Source organism: Pseudomonas sp. Marseille-QA0332, from assembly GCF_054950175.1.
This window is the reverse complement of sequence record NZ_CM143106.1, coordinates 3,677,829-3,698,305: the sequence shown is the minus strand read 5'-3', so window position 1 is coordinate 3,698,305 and position 20,477 is coordinate 3,677,829. Positions and strand designations below refer to the sequence as shown.

18 protein-coding genes are annotated in these 20,477 nt (G+C 63.7%); 6 read left to right on the top strand and 12 right to left on the bottom strand.

Going from position 1 to position 20,477, the window contains the following annotated elements:
- The first annotated feature begins 61 nt into the window (after positions 1-61).
- Positions 62-1,654 (top strand): glutamate--cysteine ligase, encoded by a 1,593-nt coding sequence (gene gshA, locus ACY8GK_RS17075; protein ID WP_196175004.1) that lies wholly within the window; start codon positions 62-64, stop codon positions 1,652-1,654.
- Complete coding sequence (locus ACY8GK_RS17070; RefSeq protein ID WP_196175007.1) at positions 1,654-2,280, top strand: TetR/AcrR family transcriptional regulator; 627 nt, start codon at positions 1,654-1,656, stop codon at positions 2,278-2,280. Before gshA ends, ACY8GK_RS17070 begins: the two co-directional genes overlap by 1 nt.
- Positions 2,281-2,503: 223 nt before the next feature.
- Here the strand turns inward: ACY8GK_RS17070 and ACY8GK_RS17065 are convergent, their stop codons facing one another.
- The 10 genes from ACY8GK_RS17065 to epsC form a co-directional block, all read right to left on the bottom strand.
- Positions 2,504-2,719, bottom strand: coding sequence for a TOBE domain-containing protein (locus ACY8GK_RS17065; RefSeq protein ID WP_196175008.1), 216 nt, complete (start codon positions 2,717-2,719; stop codon positions 2,504-2,506).
- 29 nt (positions 2,720-2,748) lie between these two features.
- Complete coding sequence (ssuB, locus tag ACY8GK_RS17060; protein WP_196175010.1) at positions 2,749-3,561, bottom strand: aliphatic sulfonates ABC transporter ATP-binding protein; 813 nt, start codon at positions 3,559-3,561, stop codon at positions 2,749-2,751.
- Complete coding sequence (ssuC, locus tag ACY8GK_RS17055; RefSeq protein WP_196175012.1) at positions 3,558-4,355, bottom strand: aliphatic sulfonate ABC transporter permease SsuC; 798 nt, start codon at positions 4,353-4,355, stop codon at positions 3,558-3,560. Before ssuC ends, ssuB begins: the two co-directional genes overlap by 4 nt.
- Positions 4,356-4,365: 10 nt before the next feature.
- Positions 4,366-5,514 (bottom strand): FMNH2-dependent alkanesulfonate monooxygenase, encoded by a 1,149-nt coding sequence (gene ssuD, locus ACY8GK_RS17050; RefSeq protein WP_196175014.1) that lies wholly within the window; start codon positions 5,512-5,514, stop codon positions 4,366-4,368.
- Between the two features lie 60 nt (positions 5,515-5,574).
- Positions 5,575-6,540: a sulfonate ABC transporter substrate-binding protein gene (locus ACY8GK_RS17045; RefSeq protein WP_462401685.1), complete on the bottom strand. Its 966-nt coding sequence runs from the start codon at positions 6,538-6,540 to the stop codon at positions 5,575-5,577.
- A 91-nt stretch (positions 6,541-6,631) separates the two neighbouring features.
- Positions 6,632-7,225 (bottom strand): NADPH-dependent FMN reductase, encoded by a 594-nt coding sequence (gene ssuE, locus ACY8GK_RS17040; RefSeq protein ID WP_196175017.1) that lies wholly within the window; start codon positions 7,223-7,225, stop codon positions 6,632-6,634.
- Between the two features lie 263 nt (positions 7,226-7,488).
- A complete protein-coding gene (locus ACY8GK_RS17035) occupies positions 7,489-8,127 on the bottom strand; it encodes a peroxiredoxin (protein ID WP_462401684.1) in 639 nt (212 codons plus the stop codon).
- A gap of 158 nt (positions 8,128-8,285) precedes the next feature.
- Positions 8,286-9,614, bottom strand: a complete 1,329-nt coding sequence (locus ACY8GK_RS17030; protein WP_196175022.1) for an OprD family porin — start codon at positions 9,612-9,614, stop codon at positions 8,286-8,288.
- Positions 9,615-10,112: 498 nt separating this feature from the next.
- Positions 10,113-12,113, bottom strand: coding sequence for a choline transporter BetT (gene betT / locus ACY8GK_RS17025; protein ID WP_462401683.1), 2,001 nt, complete (start codon positions 12,111-12,113; stop codon positions 10,113-10,115).
- A 245-nt stretch (positions 12,114-12,358) separates the two neighbouring features.
- Positions 12,359-13,285 carry a serine O-acetyltransferase EpsC gene (epsC, locus tag ACY8GK_RS17020; RefSeq protein ID WP_196175026.1) on the bottom strand — a complete coding sequence of 309 codons (927 nt, stop codon included), beginning with the start codon at positions 13,283-13,285 and terminating at the stop codon, positions 12,359-12,361.
- 159 nt (positions 13,286-13,444) lie between these two features.
- Between epsC and tcyJ the strand changes: the two genes are divergently transcribed.
- Genes tcyJ through tcyN form a run of 3 tightly spaced genes read left to right on the top strand, consistent with a single transcriptional unit; the run spans position 13,445 to position 15,678 of the window.
- Positions 13,445-14,239: a cystine ABC transporter substrate-binding protein gene (gene tcyJ, locus ACY8GK_RS17015; RefSeq protein WP_462401682.1), complete on the top strand. Its 795-nt coding sequence runs from the start codon at positions 13,445-13,447 to the stop codon at positions 14,237-14,239.
- Positions 14,236-14,904: a cystine ABC transporter permease gene (gene tcyL / locus ACY8GK_RS17010; protein WP_196175030.1), complete on the top strand. Its 669-nt coding sequence runs from the start codon at positions 14,236-14,238 to the stop codon at positions 14,902-14,904. The genes tcyJ and tcyL overlap by 4 nt, the downstream gene beginning before the upstream one ends.
- A gap of 3 nt (positions 14,905-14,907) precedes the next feature.
- Positions 14,908-15,678 carry an L-cystine ABC transporter ATP-binding protein TcyN gene (gene tcyN, locus ACY8GK_RS17005; RefSeq protein ID WP_196175032.1) on the top strand — a complete coding sequence of 257 codons (771 nt, stop codon included), beginning with the start codon at positions 14,908-14,910 and terminating at the stop codon, positions 15,676-15,678.
- Positions 15,679-15,699: 21 nt separating this feature from the next.
- Here tcyN and dibA read toward each other — a convergent pair whose 3' ends face one another.
- Positions 15,700-17,595, bottom strand: coding sequence for a phosphodiesterase DibA (dibA, locus tag ACY8GK_RS17000; protein ID WP_462401681.1), 1,896 nt, complete (start codon positions 17,593-17,595; stop codon positions 15,700-15,702).
- A 366-nt stretch (positions 17,596-17,961) separates the two neighbouring features.
- On the opposite strand from dibA, the gene ACY8GK_RS16995 reads away from it, so the two are divergent.
- The gene (locus tag ACY8GK_RS16995; protein ID WP_196175584.1) at positions 17,962-18,948 is read left to right on the top strand and encodes a sensor domain-containing diguanylate cyclase; all 987 of its coding nucleotides are present in this window, start codon (positions 17,962-17,964) and stop codon (positions 18,946-18,948) included.
- 115 nt (positions 18,949-19,063) lie between these two features.
- Here ACY8GK_RS16995 and gabT read toward each other — a convergent pair whose 3' ends face one another.
- Complete coding sequence (gabT, locus tag ACY8GK_RS16990) at positions 19,064-20,341, bottom strand: 4-aminobutyrate--2-oxoglutarate transaminase (RefSeq protein ID WP_462401680.1); 1,278 nt, start codon at positions 20,339-20,341, stop codon at positions 19,064-19,066.
- Positions 20,342-20,477: the final 136 nt, after the last annotated feature.

Genomic DNA, 20,477 nt, shown 5'->3' with positions numbered 1-20,477 from the left:
GTTCCTCGTTCCCTACCCTTGTAGACCGTCGACGCTACCCCCATATTGGGCCGACTGACGTGTGAAGGAATACATCTTGAGCGACCTCCTCAATCGCCGCCTGAGCCTGCTCGGCGCCAATCTTCCCCTGCTCAAGCAGTGCCTGCACGGCATCGAGCGTGAAGGCCTGCGCGTGACCGCCGAAGGTCGCCTGGCACAGACACCCCATCCAGAAACCCTTGGTTCGGCGCTGACCAACGAGCGGATCACCACCGACTATTCCGAATCGCTGCTGGAGTTCATCACGCCGGCGCTGACCGACCCGGCGCAGGTGCTCGACAACCTCGAGCAGATCCACCGCTTCGTCCTCGGCAAGCTCGGCAGCGAATACCTGTGGAGCCCGTCGATGCCCTGCACGCTGCCAGCGGAAGAGGACATCCCGATCGCCGAATACGGCACCTCCAACATCGGCAGGCTCAAGCACGTGTATCGCAAGGGCCTGGCCCTGCGCTACGGCCGGACCATGCAGTGCATCGCCGGGATCCACTACAACTTCTCGCTGCCCGAGGCGCTCTGGCCACTGTTGCGCCAGGCCGAAGCGAGCAGCCTGGACGATCGCGACTTCCAGTCGGCTGCTTATATCGCCCTCATCCGCAACTTCCGCCGCTACAGCTGGCTGCTGATGTACCTGTTCGGCGCGTCGCCGGCGCTCGATGCCGGATTCCTCAGGGGCCGTCCCCACCAGCTCGAGACGTTCGACGCCGAGACCTTGTACCTGCCCTTCGCCACCAGCCTGCGCATGAGCGACCTGGGCTACCAGAGCAACGCCCAGGCAGGCCTGACGCCCTGCTACAACGATCTGACCAGCTATACCGACAGCCTGCGCCGGGCCGTGGCCACGCCCTACCAGCCCTACGTCGAGGTCGGCACGCACAAGGACGGCGACTGGATACAGCTCAATACCAACATCCTGCAGATCGAAAACGAGTACTACTCCAACATTCGCCCCAAGCGCGTCACCTATACCGGCGAGCGTCCGGTCCAGGCGCTCATGGCCCGTGGGGTGCAGTACGTCGAAGTACGTTGCCTGGACATCAATCCGTTCCTGCCAGTCGGCATCGACCTGGCCGAAGCGCGCTTTCTCGATGCGTTCCTGCTGTATTGCGCGCTCGAACAGAGCCCGCAGCTCAGTGGTGACGAGTGCGCGCAGTGCACCAGCAACTTCCTGTCAGTGGTCAAGCAAGGTCGCCGCCCTGGCCTGGAACTGCAACGAAACGGCCAGCCGGTGACGCTCAAGGCGTGGGCCACCGAACTCATCGAGCGCATCGCGCCACTGGCTGCGCTGCTCGACCAGGCGCAAGGCGGCGATGAGCACCACAAGGCGCTCGCCCTGCAGCAAGCCAAGATCGATGACGCCGCGCTGACTCCCTCGGCCCAGGTCCTGGCCAGCATGCGCGAGCACAAGGAGAGCTTCGTGCGCTTCGCGCTGCGCCAGAGCCAGGCCCATGCCGATACCTTCCGCAACGCGCCGCTCGACCCGGCCCGGCAGCAGGAGTTCGAAACGCTGGTCCGCCAGTCGCTGGAAGAGCAGGCTCGCCTGGAACAACAGGAAGTCGGCGACTTCGACCTGTTCGTCGGCGCTTATCAGGCAAGCATCCTGGCCGTCGGTACCTGATGAGTCGGTCGCTCGGCCAGCGCCGGCCACGCGCCAGCAGCCAGGCGCGGATCGAAAGCATCCTCGCGGCCGCTCGCGTGCGGCTGGCCGAAGCAGGCCTGTCGGGGTTGTCGATGTACGATGTGGCCCGGCTGGCGGAGATCCCGCCCTCGTCGGTCTACCATTTCTTCGCCAGCGTCCCGGCGCTGCTCGAAGCCCTCACCGCCGACGTGCACAAGGCCTTTCGCCAGGCCTTGCAGGCACCGATCGACGGCACCACGCTGAACACCTGGCATGACCTGTCACGGCTGCTCGAGCAACGCATGCTCGACCTCTATGGCGAGGATGCCGCCGCCCGCCAGCTGATCCTTGCCCAGCACGGTCTCGCCGAGGTCAACCAGGCCGATCGCCAGCATGACCTCGAGTTGAGCAGCTTGATGCACGGGCTTTTCGACCAGCATTTCCAGCTTCCGCCGCTGCCGCCCGAAGTGGACGTCTTTGCCTTGGCCATGGAGCTGAGCGACCGGGTCTATGCCCGGTCGATCCAGTTGCATGGCGAAATCACGGCGCGCATGGCCGAGGAAGGAAAACGGGTGTTCGAGGCTTACCTGGGCTTGTACCTGCCGCCCTACCTGGCCAGGAGATAGCCACCCCCACGGTGCGCCGCAACTGATAGCGGCAGGACGGTGCCATGTCCGGAACCCCTTCATGGGTTCGCTTTTACTTGCAAGACGTTTGCGGGTTACGTAGGCCCCTTCCCTATTGCTTTGCGGCCGCTCCAGGACCGCGCGACACCGTATCGTCTGCACAAGGCCGCCTGACAACCACGCCTGCCGCAGACGATACCGATTCCGGGCCTCGCGCCGGACTTCACAGCTTGGCGATCGACACCTCGGTGGACTTGACGAAGGCGATCACCTCGCTACCGACGGTCAGTTCCAGCTCGCGAACCGAGCGGGTGGTGATCACCGAGGTGACGATGCCAGAGGCGGTCTGCACGTCGATTTCCGAAAGTACCGGGCCTTCGAGGATTTCCTTCACGGTACCTTTGAACTGGTTGCGGACATTGATGGCTTTGATGGTCATGGCTTGATTCCTTCTTCGTGGCTTGGGGTTCAGTGCGCCCAGTGCAGTTGCGTGGGCAGGTGAGCTACAGGTTCGGGTTCGGGCGAGATGCCGGGCAGCGTCAGCACGCGCTCGAGCACCTGCCTTTCCAGCGCCGCCAGGCGATGCGAGCCACGGGCGCGAGGGCGTGGCAGGTCCACGCTCAGGTCCAGACCGATCTCACCCTCCTCGATGAGGATGACGCGGTCGGCCACGGCCACGGCTTCGTTGACGTCGTGGGTGACCAGCAGGACGGTGAAGCCATGCTCGCGCCACAGCTGTTCGATCAACTGCTGCATCTCGATGCGTGTCAGCGCATCGAGTGCGCCAAGCGGTTCGTCGAGCAGCAGCAGGCGCGGCCGGTGGATCAGCGCACGGGCCAGCGCCACGCGCTGTTTCTGCCCGCCTGACAGGGCTGCCGGCCATTCGTTGGCGCGCTCGGCCAGGCCGACTGCCTCGAGCGCCTTCAACGCCCGCGCTCGCCAGTCGCCCGTCAAGCCCAGGCCAACGTTGTCGATGACTGTCTTCCAGGGCAGCAGACGCGCCTCCTGGAACATCAGCCGGGTTTCTTCGCGAGCCTCCGGCCATGGCGCGGCGCCGGCCAGCAGACGTCCGGCGCTGGGCTGGTCGAGCCCGGCCAGCAGCCGTAGCAAGGTACTCTTGCCGCAGCCGCTGCGTCCGACGATGGCCACGAACTGCCCAGCCGGGACATGCAAGTCGATACCACGTAGCACTTCCCGCTGGCCGAATGCCTTGCGCAGACCATCGGCGGCCAACGGAATGCCACGCAGCAGGCGTGGCGGCTGTCGTTCGAGCGAGGTCATGGGCCTTCCCTCTTCACGGGTCGATAGGCAGGGTGCCAGCGCAGCCAGACGCGCTCCAGGCCACGGGCGGCCAGGTCGGCCAGCTTGCCGAGCACCGCGTACAGGACGATCGCCAGGACCACCACATCGGTCTGCAGGAATTCCCTGGCATTCATCGCCAGGTAACCGATGCCGGCATTGGCGGAAATGGTCTCGGCGACGATCAGCGTGAGCCACATGAAACCCAGGGCGAAGCGCACGCCGACCAGGATCGACGGCAACGCGCCGGGCAGGATCACCTGGCGGAACAGGCCGAAGCCGGACAGTCCGTAGCTGCGCGCCATCTCCACCAGGGCCGGGTCGACGTTGCGAATGCCGTGGTAGGTGTTGAGGTAGATCGGGAACAAGGTCCCCAGCGCCACCAGGAAGATCTTCGCCGACTCGTCGATACCGAACCAGAGGATCACCAGGGGAATCAGGGCCAGATGCGGGACGTTGCGGATCATCTGCACGGAGCTGTCGAGCAGGCGTTCGCCCCAGTTGGACAGCCCGGTGATGAAACCTAGCAACAGGCCGATGCTGCCACCGATCACGAAGCCCAGTGCCGCGCGCCAGCCACTGATGGCCAGGTGCGTCCAGATCTCGCCGCTGCGTACCAGCTCGACGCCAGCGCCGAGCACCGCGCTGGGCGCCGGCAGGATGCGGGTCGACAGCCAGCCGGCACTCACCGCCAGTTGCCAGGCGGCCAGCAGCAGCACCGGCAGCGCCCAGGGGGCCAGACGCCCGGCCCAGCCGTGGTTGGTTGGACGACTCATGGCCAGGCCCTCAACGCTGTGCGACCGACTTGGGCAGGATGTCGTTGGCGACCATCTCGCCGAACGGGCTCACGTAGCCGCCGCTAGCCGGTTGCGCCGGACGTTGCAGGTCCAGGTGCGGGAACAGCAGCTCGGCCACCCGGTACGACTCCTCCAGGTGCGGATAGCCGGAGAAGATGAAGGTGTCGATACCCAGTTCGGCATATTCCCTGACCCGTGCGGCGACAGTCGGCCCATCGCCGACCAATGCGGTCCCGGCGCCCCCGCGTACCAGGCCGACGCCGGCCCACAGGTTGGGGCTGACCTCCAGCTGATCGCGATTGCCGCCATGCAGTGCCGCCATGCGCTGCTGGCCGACCGAGTCGAAGCGGGCCAGCGAAGCCTGGGCGCGGGCGATGGTCTCATCGTCCAGGTGCGAGATCAGCCGCTCGGCAGCGCTCCACGCCTGTTCGTTGGTTTCCCGCACGATCACGTGCAAACGGATGCCGAAGCGTACGCTGCGGCCTTGGGCTGCGGCCTTGGCACGAACCTGGGCGATCTTCTCGGCCACCGCCGCCGGTGGCTCGCCCCAGGTCAGGTACAGCTCGACCTGCTCGGCGGCCAGGTCCTGGGCCGCCTCGGACGAGCCGCCGAAGTACAGTGGCGGGCGTGGACGCTGGATCGGCGGATACAGCAGCTTGGCACCTTTGACCTGCAGATGCTTGCCGTCATAGTCCACCACTTCGCCCTCGAGCACCCGGCGCCAGATGCGGGTGAATTCCACCGAGGCTTGGTAGCGTTCCTCATGGCTGAGGAACAGGCCGTCGCCGGCCAGCTCGTCTGGATCGCCACCGGTCACCAGGTTGAACAGCGCACGACCGCCGGACAGCCGGTCCAGGGTCGCGGCCTGGCGCGCGGCCACGGTCGGTGAAACGATGCCTGGGCGCAAGGCGACCAGGAACTTCAGTCGCTGGGTCACTGGGATCAGTGACGCTGCCACCAGCCAGGAATCCTCGCAGGAGCGGCCAGTGGGAATCAGCACGCCGCCGAAGCCGAGCCGATCGGCCGCCTGGGCGATCTGCTGGAGGTAACCATGATCGACCGCGCGAGCACCGTCGCAGGTGCCAAGGTACTTGCCGTCGCCGTGGGTTGGAAGGAACCAGAATACTTCAAGGCTCATTGGAGTTGTCTCCTCAAGGGTGGCTCATGCCGGAGCGCAGCCCCGGCCGATGCAAGATGGTCAAGGCGCGCTGGCGACCTTGGCAGGGGGTGTCCAGATCACGTCCTCGATGCTCAAGGGCCTAGGGATCAGCTTCAGGGCCTGGAAGGTGTCGGCGATCTTCTGCTGCGCGGCCACCACTTCCGGCGTGAGGGGCGCGGCCCCATAGCCTTGGCGCCTGACCGAGGCCAGGGTGATATCGGCCGGCAGGCCCAGCAGCGGCGCGACCTGCTCGGTGACCTGGCGAGGGTTGGCCTGGGACCACTCGCCTATCGCGCGGACCTCGTCGATCAGGATGCTGAGGACCGCTGGGTGTCGGGTCGCATAGTCGCGAGTCGCCAGGTAGAACTGGTGGTTGTCGACCAGGCCTTTGCCATCGCGCAAGGTACGCGCCTGCAATTGCTGCTCGGCGGCGGCCTGGTACGGGTCCCAGATGACCCAGGCGTCGACGCTGCCACGCTCGAAGGCGGCGCGGGCATCGGCGGGCGGCAGGTACACCGGCTGGATATCGCTGTACTTCAAGCCGGCATCCTCCAGCGCGCGCACCAGCAGGTAATGCACGTTCGAGCCCTTGTTCAGGGCGACCTTCTTGCCCTTGAGTGCCTTGACCGACTGGATCGGCGAGTCCTTGGGTACCAGGATCGCCTCGCTATGCGGGGCAGGCGGCTCGTAGGCCACGTACAGCAGGTCGGCGCCGGCGGCCTGGGCGAACACCGGGGGTGTCTCGCCAGTCACGCCAAAGTCGATGGAGCCGACGTTCAGCCCTTCGAGCAGCTGCGGGCCGCCGGGGAATTCTGTCCACTGCACCTGGATGCCCTGTTCGGCCAGGCGCTTCTCGAGCGAGCCTCTGGCCTTGAGCAGCACCAGGGTGCCGTATTTCTGGTAGCCGATACGCAGGCTTTCAGCCTGGGCCTGGGTGATGGCGCCGAGGGATACAGCCGCCGCAAACAGGGCGACCAGACCGCGACGCCAGAAGATCGTGCGCATGGCGCTCTCCTGTACGAATGAGGTTCGGGTTGCACCTGCTTGACCGTTGGCGGGCAAGTAAGGTGGGGCACAGCAGTGATGAAGATATCGCTCAGATGCTCCAGCGCGCGCTGAGCAACCGCTCGTTCAACAGCCCAGGGGCAAGCGGTCTGGGTCGACGTGCCAGGGCGCCGTGGAACTGGCTCAGGGCGTCCTGCAGCCGTTGCTCCAGGGCCGGTGCCAGGCAGACTGGGCTGGTTCCTTGCGCATAGGTGATCTGGCTGTCGTCAGCAAAGATCCCCTGCAATGTTTCCTGGGCCTTCAACGCCGAAAGCACTGGCTTGAGCGCATAGTCCACCGCCAGCAGGTGAGCGATGCTGCCACCGGTAGCGATCGGCAGCACGACCTTGTATTCCAGGGCGCGCTCCGGTAGCAGATCGAGCAGGGTCTTGAGGGCACCGGCGAACGAGGCCTTGTACACCGGCGTCGCCACGACCAGGCCGTCCGCCTGGGCTACCAGCTGCTGGAAATGTTCTACCCGGGGGCTGTCGAAGCGTGCGTGCAGCAGGTCTTCGGCGGGAAAGTCCCGCACCTGGAAAGTGGCCACCTCGATGCCTTGGGCTTGCAACCATTGCCGTGAGCGCTCGAGCAACAGGCCGGAGCGAGAACGGGCACTGGGACTACCACCGATGGAAACAACCAGCATCGAAGCGCTTCCTCAAATTCAGGTCTGGTGCGCGAGGTTGTCAGGCCCCGCTGGATGAAGAAACACTAACAGGTTCTCCCATATATCTATAAATCATATTTTTTTATTTGTTTATACTATTAATGAATATATCCTGACTCCTACGCTTTCGTGTGCGATCAGTTGCGAGCGCGGCTTCCCACCCCGGTCGACAGGCATGAAAAAGGGCCGTCGAAACGGCCCGAATAGCCCTGCGATGGCTAAGAGCGATACAACGAGGATGCTCAACGATCGGGTTGTGGCGTCAGGCGCAGGTATGGCTTGACGGCCTTGTAACCCTTGGGAAACCGTTGCCTGATCTCGTCCTCGTCCTTGAGCGACGACACGATGACCACATCGTCGCCTTCCTGCCAGTTGGCCGGCGTGGCGACCTTGTGACTGTCGGTCAGCTGCAACGAATCGATGACCCGCAGGATTTCGTTGAAGTTGCGCCCGGTGCTGGCCGGATAGGTGATGATCAGCCTGACCTTCTTGTGCGGATCGATCACGAACAGGGAGCGGACGGTCAGTGTGTCATTGGCATTGGGGTGAATGAGGTCGTAGAGGTCGGAGACCTTGCGATCGGCGTCGGCAATGATCGGGAAGTTGACGACCGTGGCCTGCGTCTCGTTGATGTCTTCGATCCAGCGATGGTGCGAATCGACCGGGTCGACGGACAGCGCAATGGCTTTCACGCCGCGCTTGGCGAACTCGTCCTTGAGCTTGGCCGTCAGGCCCAGCTCGGTGGTGCAGACCGGAGTGAAATCGGCCGGATGGGAGAAGAGCACGCCCCAACTATCGCCGAGCCACTCATGGAAACGAATCTTTCCAGCACTGGAATCCTGCTCGAAATCAGGGGCGATGTCGCCAAGTTTGAGACTCATGGTGCAGCTCCTCTGCCTTAGACGTTCATGGGTTCAATGTGCCTGCTTCATGGAAAGAATAAAAAGAATGGATATTGATTTATTTATTCGATTTAAGAATATCTAGCTTCGCCTGAAAAAAAGCCTCGCAAAAGCGAGGCTCTTTCCATCACTACGTCTTACAGGAAGTTGTAAGTGTAGTTGAAGATCAGACGAGTCTGGTCCTGGTCAGCCAGCGAGCTGCCGCCGCTGCCGCGATAGACACCGTGACGCAGGCTGGTGCCCAGGCCCTTGAGCGGACCTTCCTGGATCACGTAATCGATACGCGCGTCGCGTTCCCATTCCTTGAAGGTGCCATCACCGCTGGCATTGCGCACGTCTTCGGCGTGCAGGTAGGCAACCGAAGCCTTCAGGCCCGGCACGCCGACTCGGGCGAAGTCATAGGTGTACTGGCCGAAGGTGGTGTTGGAACCGGCCTTGGCGAACTGGTTGATCATGCTGTCGGTGAACAGGTAGAAACTGGAACCGCCAGCGCCTTCGGCGCGGCCGTTGCCGTCGACCACGCTGCCCTGGTTCAGCCAGACGAAGCCGCCGTCATCGCTGACCTGCTGATGCCCGAGCATCAAGGCGTGGCTGCCGATGGAGTAGGTGAACATGGCCGACCAGGTCCTGTTGTCCACCTCGCCCAGGTTCTTGCCATAGCCACCGTTCTGGTTGAAGCGGTAACCGGCATCGCCGTTACGTCCGTCGCTGCTGCTGTCGAAGTAGCGCAGGTCGGTCTTGAACGACTGGTTGTCGGAGATCGGCAGGACGTGTACCAGACCCAGGAAGTGCTGCTTGTAGAAGTCTTCCAGGTTCGAGTAGTAGTACTGCAGGGTCAGGTCCTTGGTGGCCTTCCAGTCGACACCGCCATAGCGGAACTTGTTGCTGTCCTGGGTGGCGCCTGCGATCGACAGCCCGGTACGGTTGCTCGAGGCACGGCCCATGGCATGGGTCAGCTGACCGGCGTTGATGGTCAGGTTGTCGATTTCCTTGGACTGGATGGTTGCGCCTTCGAACGTCTGCGGCAGCAGGCGACCGTCGTTGCTGACCAGGATTGGCAGGGCCGGGGCCAGCGCGCTACCGAAGTGCGCCTCGGTCTTGGAGAAGCGGGCCTTGAGGTTGCCGCCGATGCGCGACCAGTCGTGCACGGCCGAGCCGTCGCTGTCGCTGGGGAAGAACGTGCTGTTGTCCGGGTGATGGCCCCGGCCGCCATCGAGGTGGATACCCCACAGGGCCTGGACATCGACACCGAAGCCGACGGTGCCCTGGGTGAAGCCGGAAAGGTAGTCGAGCTTGAAGCCCTGGCCCGACTCACGGTTGTCGCTGCCACCTTCACGGTTGTCGTTGTCGAAATACATGGTACGCGAGCTGAGGGACAGCTTGCTGTCCTCGATGAAACCGGCAGCGGCTGCCTGTTGGGCGAAGACCCCCAGGGCCACGGCCAAGGCCAGGCTGGACTTGTTCATGTGTTGCTCCTTTACGTTCTAATTCTTGTCGGTCGTCAGCGCAGGATCTTCTGTCCTGCTCACTGCTCGATTGGCGATTTAGCACCAATGAGGGACATTCAAGTCAATCGTTACTAGTCGTTTCAAGACTTTGGTCTAAGGACCAGCGGCTACAGCATAATGACAATCTTATAAATCCAAAATGACCGTTCTATGAATTTCTAAGATTTTTACGGCATAAGAAAAGACGCTGGTCGCGAAAACCCTGACCGTGCGGTAACAGGTTGCAGCGTGTGCAGGAGCGGCCGTCATGCCGCGACAGGGCACGCAGCGGCCTCAGGATCTGGAAGGCTTGGTGAGACAATGGCGCATGCGCAGGTCGCGCCAACAGGTACGGCGGTGATGGTTTGGCGGACTCAGGGCCGCTGTGCGGCCCATCGCCGCCGGGGCGCCGGACCGGCCGCGACAGGCGCGCAGCGGCTTCAGGATCTGGCGGCACGCGGCCGCCTCCATGCGCCCTTATCTCACCAGGTGCAGGAACTGCATGTGACGTTCGTACTGGTCGAGGATGTCGTTGATGATCTGCTCCTTGCTGTAGCCCACCAGGTCGTAATCCTGGCTGCCTTCGCTCAGGTGCACCTCGGCCCGGTAGTAGCGCCGGTTCTTCAGTTCCTGGGTACCCAATCCGCCCAAGGCGAAGGATGGGGTGAAGTAGCCACGCATCTGTACCTGGTAGATGAACGGCTGCTCTTCGCCGTGGCCGATCTTCAGGCTGACATTGTCATGACTTGGATCCTCCTGGGTGATCAGCTTCAGGCCCTTCTGCTCGAACACCTCGGTGACTTCGCCGATCGCCGGACGCACCACGTCGTCCATGAAACGATATACCTCGTCTCGCGACGGGAAATGCACCGCCTGGCTCAGGCGCTGACGCCAGCCGCCCCGACCTCGCCGGGTCACGGCGAACGGTGCCAGCGAATACATCTGCGCGATGCGCCGCTGGGACTCGAGGTAGAAGGCCTTGTGCAACCCCCACATCATGCACAGCAGGATCAGCGAGAATGGCAACGAGGTCAGCACCACCGCCGACTTGAGCGAGTCGATGCTGCCGGCGAACAGCAGGCTGCTGGTGACCAGCGCGGTCATCGCGCCCCAGAAGATCCGTAGCCAGTTGGGTCCATCCTCGTCGGCACTGCCGCCCTTGGCCGAGAGCGTCGAGAGCACCACCGTGCCAGAATCAGCCGAAGTGACGAAGAACACGAAGCTGATGAACACCGTGACAGCGATGACCACCTTGCTCCAGGGATAGGTTTCCAGCAGCAGGTAGAGGCTCATCGAAGGGTCCTGCAAGGCCGACTGACCGAGCGCGGTCATGCCGTGCTCCAGGACCTGGTACATGGCGCTGTTGCCGAAGATCGACATCCACGCCAGGGTGAAGCCCAACGGAATCAGCAATACCCCGAAGACGAACTCGCGGATGGTCCGGCCGCGGGAAATGCGCGCGATGAACAACCCGACGAAAGGCGACCAGGCGATCCACCAGGCCCAGTAGAACACTGTCCAGCCGCCCAGCCAGTCGCGGTTCTCGCCATAGGCGTAGACATCGAAGCTCTTGCGCGGCAGGGCGCCAAGATAGTCGCCCAGGTTCTGGATCAAGGTATTGAAAAGATGCTGGGTCGGCCCGGCGAACAGCACGAACAGCAGCAGCGCACAGGCCAGGAACAGGTTGAGGTCGGACATCACCCGTACTCCCTTCTCGACCCCGGCCACTGCCACGGCGACGGCCGCGCCCATCATCAGCACGATCAGCACCACCTGGACCCACTGGCTATGGTCGATGCCGAACAGATAGTCCAGCCCGGCATTGAGGTGCAGCACGCCGAAGCCCATGTCCGCGCCCAGGCCGAACACCGTGGCGATGATGCCAAAGCCGTCCACCGCATAGCCGATCGGTCCGTTGATGCGTTTGCCGATCAGCGGATACAGCGCCGAGCGCAGGGCCAGGGGCAAGTTGTGACGATAGGCGAAGTAAGCCAGGGCCATGCCGACGAAGGCGAACACCCCCCAACCATGCAGGCCCCAGTGCAGGAACAGCAGCTGCATGGCCTGGCGTCCGGCCTCGACCGTGCCAGCCTCGCCCTGGGGCGGTTGCAGCATGTGGGTCAAGGGTTCCGAGACGCAGAAGAAGAACAAGGTGATACTGATACCGGCGGCGAACAGCATGCCGGCCCAGGACAGGTAGCTGAACTCGGGCTCGTCGTGGTCGGCACCGAGCTTGATCTTGCCGTAGCCGGACAAGGCGGTGACCACCACGAAGACCAGGTACAGCGTCATCGCCAGCATGTAGTACCAACCGACCGTATTGGCCGCCCAGTTCTGCGCGGCGAGCAACCACTCACCCGCCGCATGGGGGTTGAGGATGACGATCAGGCCGAAGAGCAGGATGAATGTCGCCGCGAACCAGAACACCGGGGGGTTCATGCGGATCTTGTCGTTGGCAAGGCTCGTGGGTGCATTCATGGACGATGCACCTCGTTGTAGTACGGTGGAGTCGGATTGAACGGGTTCAGCAAAGGGTAACCTCCGAGTGAACACCGGCAGCGGACCAGCGTTTATGTTGAACAAGCGTTCAAGTTAAACATGGATCCTGCTTCAAAGCGAACCGCCATGACAGGCGGGACCTGCCGTGACAAGTGTGCGACCCGGTGCACCTGCCCCTGCGCGAAGCCGCCGAACGCGCGATTTCCCAGAGGTACTGCCACGATTCAACCCCGGCAATCGAGCTGCAGGTTCGCCTGGGTGATGTTGCTTTGCGGCGGTACGCTACGGGTCAGCCAGACATTCCCGCCAATGGTCGATCCCTTGCCGATGGTGATCCGTCCGAGGATGGTCGCGCCGGCATAGATCACCACATCGTCCTCGACGATCGGGTGACGCGGATGGCCCTTCTGCAACTGGCCGGACTCATCCGCCGGGAAGCGCTTGGCGCCGAGGGTCACCGCCTGGTAGATCCGTACATGCTTGCCGATGATCGCCGTCTCGCCAATGACCACCCCGGTGCCATGGTCGATGAAGAAGCTGGGGCCGATCTGCGCACCGGGGTGGATGTCGATGCCCGTCGCCGAGTGCGCCAGCTCCGAGCTGATCCTGGCCAGCAAAGGCAAGCCGGCCCGGTAGAGATGGTGAGCCAGGCGGTGATGGATGATGGCCAGGACCCCGGGATAGCACAGCAACACTTCATCGACGCTGCGCGCGGCCGGGTCACCGTGGTACGCGGCCAGGACATCGGTATCGAGCAGCACGCGCAGTTGCGGCAGCGCGGCGGCGAAATCCTGGACAAGACGCAAGGCGCGGGCATCCGCCTCGGCCTGCGCGGACTTGTCCTGGCGTGCCACATAGCGCAGCTCCAGGCGTGCCTGTGCCAATAGTGCGGTCAGTGCCGCGTCCAGGGTATGGCCCACGTAGTAGTCCTCGCTTTCCTCGCGCAGATCCGCCGGGCCCAGGCGCATTGGAAACAGCGCACCGCACAGTTGCTCGAGGATTCTGCGCATGGCTTCGCGCGACGGCAGTTCGCGCCCGCCACGTTCGCCACTGCTGCGGCCATTGCTGGCACGCCATTGCGCGCGCGCGCCACGCAGGCCGCCAACGATGGTCTGCAGTTGCCAAAGCTCGGTTGCTGGGTTGTCGCTCACGGTGATCTCCTCATCCGGCAATCATGTTCAGGAAGGCGCAGCCAGTTTCGCCCACTCTAAGACAATTCCCACAGCTTGAAGAGTCGGTCGCCTACGTGAATGGCAATCTTCGCCTACCCTCATAGGCATCCTCCTTCATGACAAGCGCGGAGCCGTACCATGATGCGATTTGCCAGACCGCTTCTTCATGCCAGCCTGGCCTTGCTGCTGGGCACCGGCTTGGTCAGCCAGGCCCAGGCCGGCGACCTGCTCAGGACCATCCAGGAAAAAGGCCAGATCAACGTCGGGCTGGAGGGCACCTATCCGCCGTTCAGTTTCATGGATGAAGACGGCAAGCTGGCCGGCTTCGAAGTGGAACTGGCAGGATTGATCGCCCAGAAGCTCGGCGTGCAGGCGAAGATCCAGCCTACCAAGTGGGATGGCATCCTGGCCGCCCTGGAATCCAGGCGCCTGGACATCGTGGTCAATCAGGTGACCATCTCCGAGGAGCGCCAGAAGAAGTACGACTTCTCCAAGCCCTATACGGTGTCCGGCATCCAGGCCCTGGTGCTCAAGAGCAAGGCCGACGCGCTGAACATCAGGTCGGCCACCGACCTGGCCGGCAAGAAGGTTGGCGTGGGCCTGGGCACCAACTATGAGCAATGGGTCAGACAACAGGTGCCCAACGCCGACATTCGCACCTACGAGGACGACCCGAGCAAGTTCGCCGACCTGCGCAACGGCCGCATCGACGCAATCCTCATCGATCGCCTGGCAGCACTGGAGTATGCCCAGAAGGCCAAGGACACGACCCTCGCTGGGGAAGCGTTCTCACGCCTGGAATCGGGCGTGGCGCTGCGCAAGGGCGAGCCGGAACTGCTCGCGGCGATCGACCAGGCGATCGACACGCTCAAGGCTGACGGCATCCTGACCAGGCTGTCCGAGAAATACTTCGGAGCCGACGTGACCAAATGATCGAGCAAAGCCTGCAGCTGGCAATCCAGTCGGCGCCCTTCCTGCTCAAGGGCGCCGGTTATACGGTGGTCCTCAGTGTCGGCGGCATGTTCTTCGGCTTGCTGCTGGGCTTCGTCCTGGCGCTGATGCGCCTGTCGCGGTTGTGGCCGATCAACTGGCTGGCGCGTGTCTACGTGTCGTTCTTTCGCGGCACGCCACTGCTGGTGCAGCTGTTCGTGATCTACTACGGCCTGCCGCAGGTGGGCCTGGAGCTCGACCCGCTGCCCGCTGCCCTGATCGGCTTTTCGCTGAACATGGCGGCCTATGCCTGCGAGATTCTGCGAGCGGCCATCGGCTCGATCGACCGAGGCCAGTGGGAGGCAGCGGCCAGCATCGGCATGACCCGGGCCCAGGCGTTACGCCGGGCTATCCTGCCCCAGGCTGCCCGCACCGCCTTGCCACCGCTGGGCAACAGCTTCATTTCGCTGGTCAAGGACACCGCCCTGGCCGCCACCATCCAGGTACCGGAGCTGTTCCGCCAGGCGCAGCTGATCACCGCCCGAACCTTCGAGGTCTTTACCTTGTACCTGGCGGCAGCACTGATCTACTGGGTGCTGGCCAGTATCCTCGCGCATTTCCAGCACCGCCTGGAGAGACGTGTCAACCGCCATGACCTGGAGCACTGACCGATGATCGAGGTAGAGCGCCTGACCAAACGATTCAATGGCCAGACCGTCCTCGATGGCATCGACCTGACGGTCGAGACCGGCGAGGTGATCGCCATCATCGGGCCCAGCGGTTCCGGCAAGACCACCTTCCTGCGCTGCCTCAACTTCCTGGAAACGCCCGATGCCGGACGCATACGCCTTGCAGACATCCGCATCGACGCCGAGCGGCCGCTCAAGGCCCAGCAAGGAGCGATCCGACGCCTGCGCCAACAGGCCGGTTTCGTGTTCCAGAACTTCAATCTGTTCCCCCATCGCACCGCCCTGGAAAATGTCATCGAGGGACCGCTGGTCGTGCGCAAGATCGCCCGTGACCAGGCCGAGGCGCTGGGCCGGCGCCTGTTGGTCAAGGTCGGCCTGGCCGGCAAGGAAGACGCTTACCCGCGGCGCCTGTCCGGCGGCCAGCAACAGCGGGTAGCCATCGCCCGCGCGCTGGCCATGGAACCGCAGGTGATGCTGTTCGACGAGCCGACTTCGGCGCTCGATCCGGAGCTGGTGGGCGAGGTGCTGGCGACCATCCGTGGCCTGGCCCAGGAACGCAGGACGTTGATCATCGTCACCCATGAGATGAGTTTCGCCCGCGATGTGGCCAACCGGGTCATCTTCTTCGATCAGGGAGCCATCGTCGAGCAGGGCGAGGCCAAGGCGCTGTTCGCCAATCCCCGCGAGGAGCGTACCCGGCAGTTCCTGCGCAAGTTCCGTGGCACAGGCGCCAGCCAGGATCCGGGCGCATGAGCCGGGCTGTCTGGCCGGCGCTCAGGCCCAGACCAGCTCTCTGGCCGGCACCGGCCGGCCGAACCAGTAGCCCTGTCCCAGCTGGCACTGCTGCTCGAGCAGCAGGCGCGCCTGCTCGGCCTGCTCGATGCCTTCGGCCTGCACTTGCATGTTCATGCTGCGCGCCAGCGCGATGATGACCTGGACGATGGCGATGTCATCTTCGTCGCTCGGCAGCCCGGCGACGAAGCCCTGGTCGATCTTGAGCTTCTGCACCGGGAGCCGCTTGAGCCGCAGCAACGAGGAATAGCCAGTACCGAAATCGTCGATCGCCAGGCCCAGACCCAGCTCACGCAGGCGATGCAGTTGCTCGAGCGCGACCTCGGGATCTTCCATCACCGCGCTTTCCGTCACCTCCAGCTCCAGCAGCGCCGGGTCCAGGCCGGTCTCGTCCAGTACCTGCGCAACCTGGCGGTAGAGCCCGCACTGGCCGAACAGCCGGCTGGAAAGGTTGACCGCGACGAATGCCAGGCCGCGGCCCTCGGCCTGCCAGCGAACCATCTGCTGGCACGCCTGGCGCAGCACCCAGGTGTCGATCTCGGCGATCAGCCCGGTCCGTTCGGCGATCGGGATGAATTCGGCAGGCGAGACCATGCCCCGTTGCGGATGCTGCCAGCGCACCAGGGCTTCGACACCGATCATGCGCGAGCTGGCCAGGTCATGCACCGGTTGGTAGAACACTCGCAGTTCCTGGTTCTCCAGGGCGCGCCGCAGCTCCCCCGCGGTTTCCACCCGATGCTGGGCGTGCGCGGTCAACTCCTCGGTGTACAACGCATAGTCGGCGCGGCCACTGCTCTTGGCCTTGAACAGCGCGGCATCGGCGTTGCGCAGCAGCTGTTCGGCGCTCAGTGCATCGCTGGGAAACAGGCTGATACCTACGCTCACGCTGATGAACAGGCGATGGTCGTCGAAGGCGAACGGCTCATTCATGCGCTCGATGAGGGCCTGCGCCAGGGCAGCGGCCTGACCGAGCTGCTCGCAGTCCTCCAGCAGCACGCCGAACTCGTCGCCACCCAGGCGTGCCAAAGTTGTTCCGTTGCCCAGGGTCTCGTCCAGGCGTTCGCCGACCAGCTTGAGCAGCACGTCACCGACCGTATGGCCCAGGCCGTCGTTGATGCTCTGGAAATGATCGAGGTCGAGCAACAGCAGTGCGCAACCGCGCTTGTTGTGCTGGGCGGCGCCCAGGGCATGCTCGGCGCGGTCGGTGAACAGCAGGCGATTGGCCAGGCCGGTCAGGGGATCGTGATGCGCCAGGAAGGCCAGTTCGCGCTCGGAATGCTTGATCGCGCTGATGTCACTGAAGACCGCGACGTAATGGCTCAACTCGCCTTGGTCATCGCGAATGGCCCTGATGGTTTGCCATTGTGGATAGATTTCCCCGCTCTTGCGACGATTCCAGATCTCCCCGCTCCACTCGCCGGTTTCGGCAAGCGTGGCGTAGATCGCCTGGTAGAACGGTATGCCGTGGCGGCCGGACTTGAACTTGCTGGGCCGCTGGCCAAGCACCTCGCACTGCTGGTAGCCGGTGATGCGCATGAACGCGCGATTGACATGCACGATCAGCCCGCGGCGATCGGTGACCAGCACGCCTTCAAGGGTACTGTCGAAGACGGCGGCGGCCATGCGCAGGCGCTCGCGATCCTCGCTGCGAAGCCGGGCGCCGAGGCCGATGAAACTGAGCAGCCTGGCGCGTGACACGAAGATCAGCGCCGCGCTGACCACTGCCCAGCCAAGCGCGCTGACCTGGCGTCCGAGGTTCAAGGTCGTCGGGTCGTCGAAAAGCGTGCGCAACACCTGATCGGAAACTACCAGCCAGAAGACCGACAGCACCAGATACAGCGCTGCCATGCGCAAGGCGTCACGAACTGGAACAGACATAACGGGTGGGAAAGCCCTTGGTAAAGATGAGGCATTATAGAGATTCGAGCCTGGCCTGACTCCCCGCCGAGGATGAATTCTCCCAAGGCGTGATGCCGTTCATGCAAACAGCGGCTCCATGCGCCGGCGGCTGCCCCAGGCAGTGGAAAACCAGGCCGAGGCGCCTCGCCGCAGCCTTCCTGCCGAGGTGGAAGAAAGGCTCTATCCTGCGGTTTGGCTTCGGGTCGACAACCGATGACGCAGTCGTCCCGCCGGGGAGTGGCAGTTCCGGAACTTCGTCGACATGGCTCACTCAAAGCCCGTATTGCCCGCGTGGCGGGTCGGGTTCTGGCCGCACGCACCCTCGCCGAGAGCCGTTCCGTGCACATGGTCAACGAAATCCCCTCCTGCGCAAGCCCACAATCGGAAGCTGCCCGTACCCTGCTTGCCCTGCTCCATGCACAGGGCGAAGTCGCCCGTCTCAGCGAGCGCGAACAGCTGTTCAGTTCGCTGCTCGAGAGCGTCAATGCAGTGCTGTGGGCTTTCGACTGGGAAACGCGTCAGGTGCTGTATGTCAGCCCGGCCTACGAGCGGATCTTCGGCCGTCCGGTCAGCCTGGTGCTGGCCGACTTCAACGAATGGCGCGACAGTATCTACCCCGACGACCAGGAACATGCCGAGCGCAGCCTGGCCCAGGTGCTGGTGACAGGCGCCGTGGAAGATCGCGAGTACCGCATCATCAATGGTGCCGGCCAGGTCCGCTGGCTCAGCGACAAGTGCTTCATCCGGCAGCCTGGCAGTGATCAGGAACAGCGGGTGATCATCGTCGGCATCGCCGAGGACATCACCGAGAAGAAGCGGCTCGAAGGCGAGCTGCAACGCCTGGCCACCACCGACGTGCTGACCCAGAGCAGCAACCGCCGGCACTTTTTCGAATGCGCGCGCAAAGCCTTCGAGACGGCCCGCCAGGACGGCTCGCCGCTGGCTTTCCTGCTGCTGGATATCGATGACTTCAAGCAGATCAATGACACCTACGGCCACCAGCAGGGCGACCACGTCCTGCAGCGCGTCGCCGACAGCGGCAAGGCGGTCCTGCGTCGCGGCGATCTGTTCGGTCGGATCGGCGGCGAGGAGTTCGCCGCGGTGTTTCCCGGCTGTACCGCCGAGGTCGCCGAACAGATCGCCGAACGCCTGCAACGAGAGATCCAGCGCATGAGTTTCAGCCATGGCCAGGCGGCGTACAGCGTCACCATCAGCCAAGGCGTGACCGGCCTGGGCCAGACGGACGAGGCGCTCGACAACCTCTTCTGCCGTGCCGATGCGGCGATGTACCAGGCCAAGCGCCAGGGCAAGAATCAGATCGTCAGAGGCTGAAGCCACTGACGCAACCGCCGCCGGAGCGCCGGCCGGGCCCGTGCTTGACCCCAACTTCGGCACACCACATAAAAAGAAACCCGCCGAAGCGGGTTTCTTCATGCGCAGCTCAGATTCAAGCCAGCTCAGCGAAGCACTCTTCGATGATTGCCAGGCCCTTGTCCAGCAGTTCGTCTTCAGCGGTCAACGGGACCAGGATACGCAGGACGTTGCCGTAGGTGCCGCATGACAGCAGGATCAGGCCCTTGTCGCGCGCCTTGGCCACGACTTGGGAGACGGCAGCGGCGTTCGGGGTGTGGGTGCCTTTTTCGAAGACTTCCACGGCGATCATCGAGCCCAGACCACGGACGTCGCCGATGATCGGGTGCTTCTCCTGGATCTTGCGCAGGCCAGTGGTCAGACGCTCGCCGACAGCCTTGCTGCGGTCCAGCAGTTTCTCTTCTTCGAATACCTGGATCACGGCCAGGGCCGCGGCACAGGCGATCGGCGAACCGGCATAGGTACCGCCCAGGCCGCCTGGTGCGATGGCGTCCATGTATTCGGCCTTGCCGCAGACACCGGCCAGCGGGAAGCCGCCAGCGATGGACTTGGCGAAGGTGGTCAGGTCAGGCGTGACGCCCATCTGCTCCATGGCGAAGAAGGTGCCGGTGCGGCCAGCGCCAGTCTGCACTTCGTCGGCGATCAGCAGGATGCCGTGCTGGTCGCACAGGTCGCGCAGACGCTTCATCAGCTCCTTCGGCGCAGGCAGGAAGCCGCCTTCGCCTTGTACGGGCTCGAGGATGATCGCAGCGATGTCGCGCGGCTCGGCGTCGTTCTTGAAGATGCGCTCGACCGAGGCGATCGCGTCGTCGACGCTGATACCGTGCAGTTCGTTCGGGAACAGGGCACGGAAGATGCCACCTGGCATCAGGCCCATGCCAGCGGAGTACGGCACGACCTTGCCGGTCAGGCCCAGGGTCATCATGGTCCGACCATGGTAGCCGCCGGTGAAGGCGATCACACCGGCGCGGCCAGTGGCGGCACGAGCGATCTTGATGGCGTTCTCGACGGCTTCGGAGCCGGTGGAGACCAGCAGGGTCTTCTTGTCGAAGTCACCTGGTACCAGTTGGTTGATCTTCTCGCACAGCTCTACATAGGGTTCGTAGGCCAGCACCTGGAAGCAGGTGTGGCTGACCTTGGTCAGCTGCTCCTGGACAGCGGCAACCACCTTCGGGTGCAGGTGGCCGGTGTTGAGTACGGCGATGCCGCCGGCGAAGTCGATCAGTTCGCGGCCTTCAACGTCGATCACCGTCGAGTTCTTCGCGGTTTCGACGAAGATCGGATGGATCTGGCCAACGCCACGTGGGACGGCGGCGACACGACGCTGCATCAAGGATTCGTTGGTCTTGCTCATGGTGCCCTCATTCGCGCCAATGAACGGCGCTTTTATTCGGGGGCGGCTGGCTTTGCCTACGGACAGTATTCGTTGATCGACTGCCGCAGGCACCCTGGCCACCAGGTACTGCAGGTGTGAAAAAGACCAGCGAGAC

Excerpts from the sequence above, each read along its gene's own strand:
- ssuD (WP_196175014.1), bottom strand. The coding sequence starts at position 5,514 with ATGAGCCTTGAAGTATTCTGGTTCCTTCCAACCCACGGCGACGGCAAG.
- ACY8GK_RS17065 (WP_196175008.1), bottom strand. The coding sequence starts at position 2,719 with ATGACCATCAAAGCCATCAATGTCCGCAACCAGTTCAAAGGTACCGTG.
- ACY8GK_RS17030 (WP_196175022.1), bottom strand. The coding sequence starts at position 9,614 with ATGAACAAGTCCAGCCTGGCCTTGGCCGTGGCCCTGGGGGTCTTCGCC.
- tcyJ (WP_462401682.1), top strand. The coding sequence starts at position 13,445 with ATGATGCGATTTGCCAGACCGCTTCTTCATGCCAGCCTGGCCTTGCTG.
- ssuB (WP_196175010.1), bottom strand. The coding sequence starts at position 3,561 with ATGACCTCGCTCGAACGACAGCCGCCACGCCTGCTGCGTGGCATTCCG.
- ssuE (WP_196175017.1), bottom strand. The coding sequence starts at position 7,225 with ATGCTGGTTGTTTCCATCGGTGGTAGTCCCAGTGCCCGTTCTCGCTCC.
- ACY8GK_RS16995 (WP_196175584.1), top strand. The coding sequence starts at position 17,962 with ATGGTCAACGAAATCCCCTCCTGCGCAAGCCCACAATCGGAAGCTGCC.
- gabT (WP_462401680.1), bottom strand. The coding sequence starts at position 20,341 with ATGAGCAAGACCAACGAATCCTTGATGCAGCGTCGTGTCGCCGCCGTC.
- betT (WP_462401683.1), bottom strand. The coding sequence starts at position 12,113 with ATGAATGCACCCACGAGCCTTGCCAACGACAAGATCCGCATGAACCCC.
- tcyL (WP_196175030.1), top strand. The coding sequence starts at position 14,236 with ATGATCGAGCAAAGCCTGCAGCTGGCAATCCAGTCGGCGCCCTTCCTG.
- ACY8GK_RS17070 (WP_196175007.1), top strand. The coding sequence starts at position 1,654 with ATGAGTCGGTCGCTCGGCCAGCGCCGGCCACGCGCCAGCAGCCAGGCG.
- dibA (WP_462401681.1), bottom strand. The coding sequence starts at position 17,595 with ATGTCTGTTCCAGTTCGTGACGCCTTGCGCATGGCAGCGCTGTATCTG.
- tcyN (WP_196175032.1), top strand. The coding sequence starts at position 14,908 with ATGATCGAGGTAGAGCGCCTGACCAAACGATTCAATGGCCAGACCGTC.
- ACY8GK_RS17045 (WP_462401685.1), bottom strand. The coding sequence starts at position 6,540 with ATGCGCACGATCTTCTGGCGTCGCGGTCTGGTCGCCCTGTTTGCGGCG.
- ssuC (WP_196175012.1), bottom strand. The coding sequence starts at position 4,355 with ATGAGTCGTCCAACCAACCACGGCTGGGCCGGGCGTCTGGCCCCCTGG.
- ACY8GK_RS17035 (WP_462401684.1), bottom strand. The coding sequence starts at position 8,127 with ATGAGTCTCAAACTTGGCGACATCGCCCCTGATTTCGAGCAGGATTCC.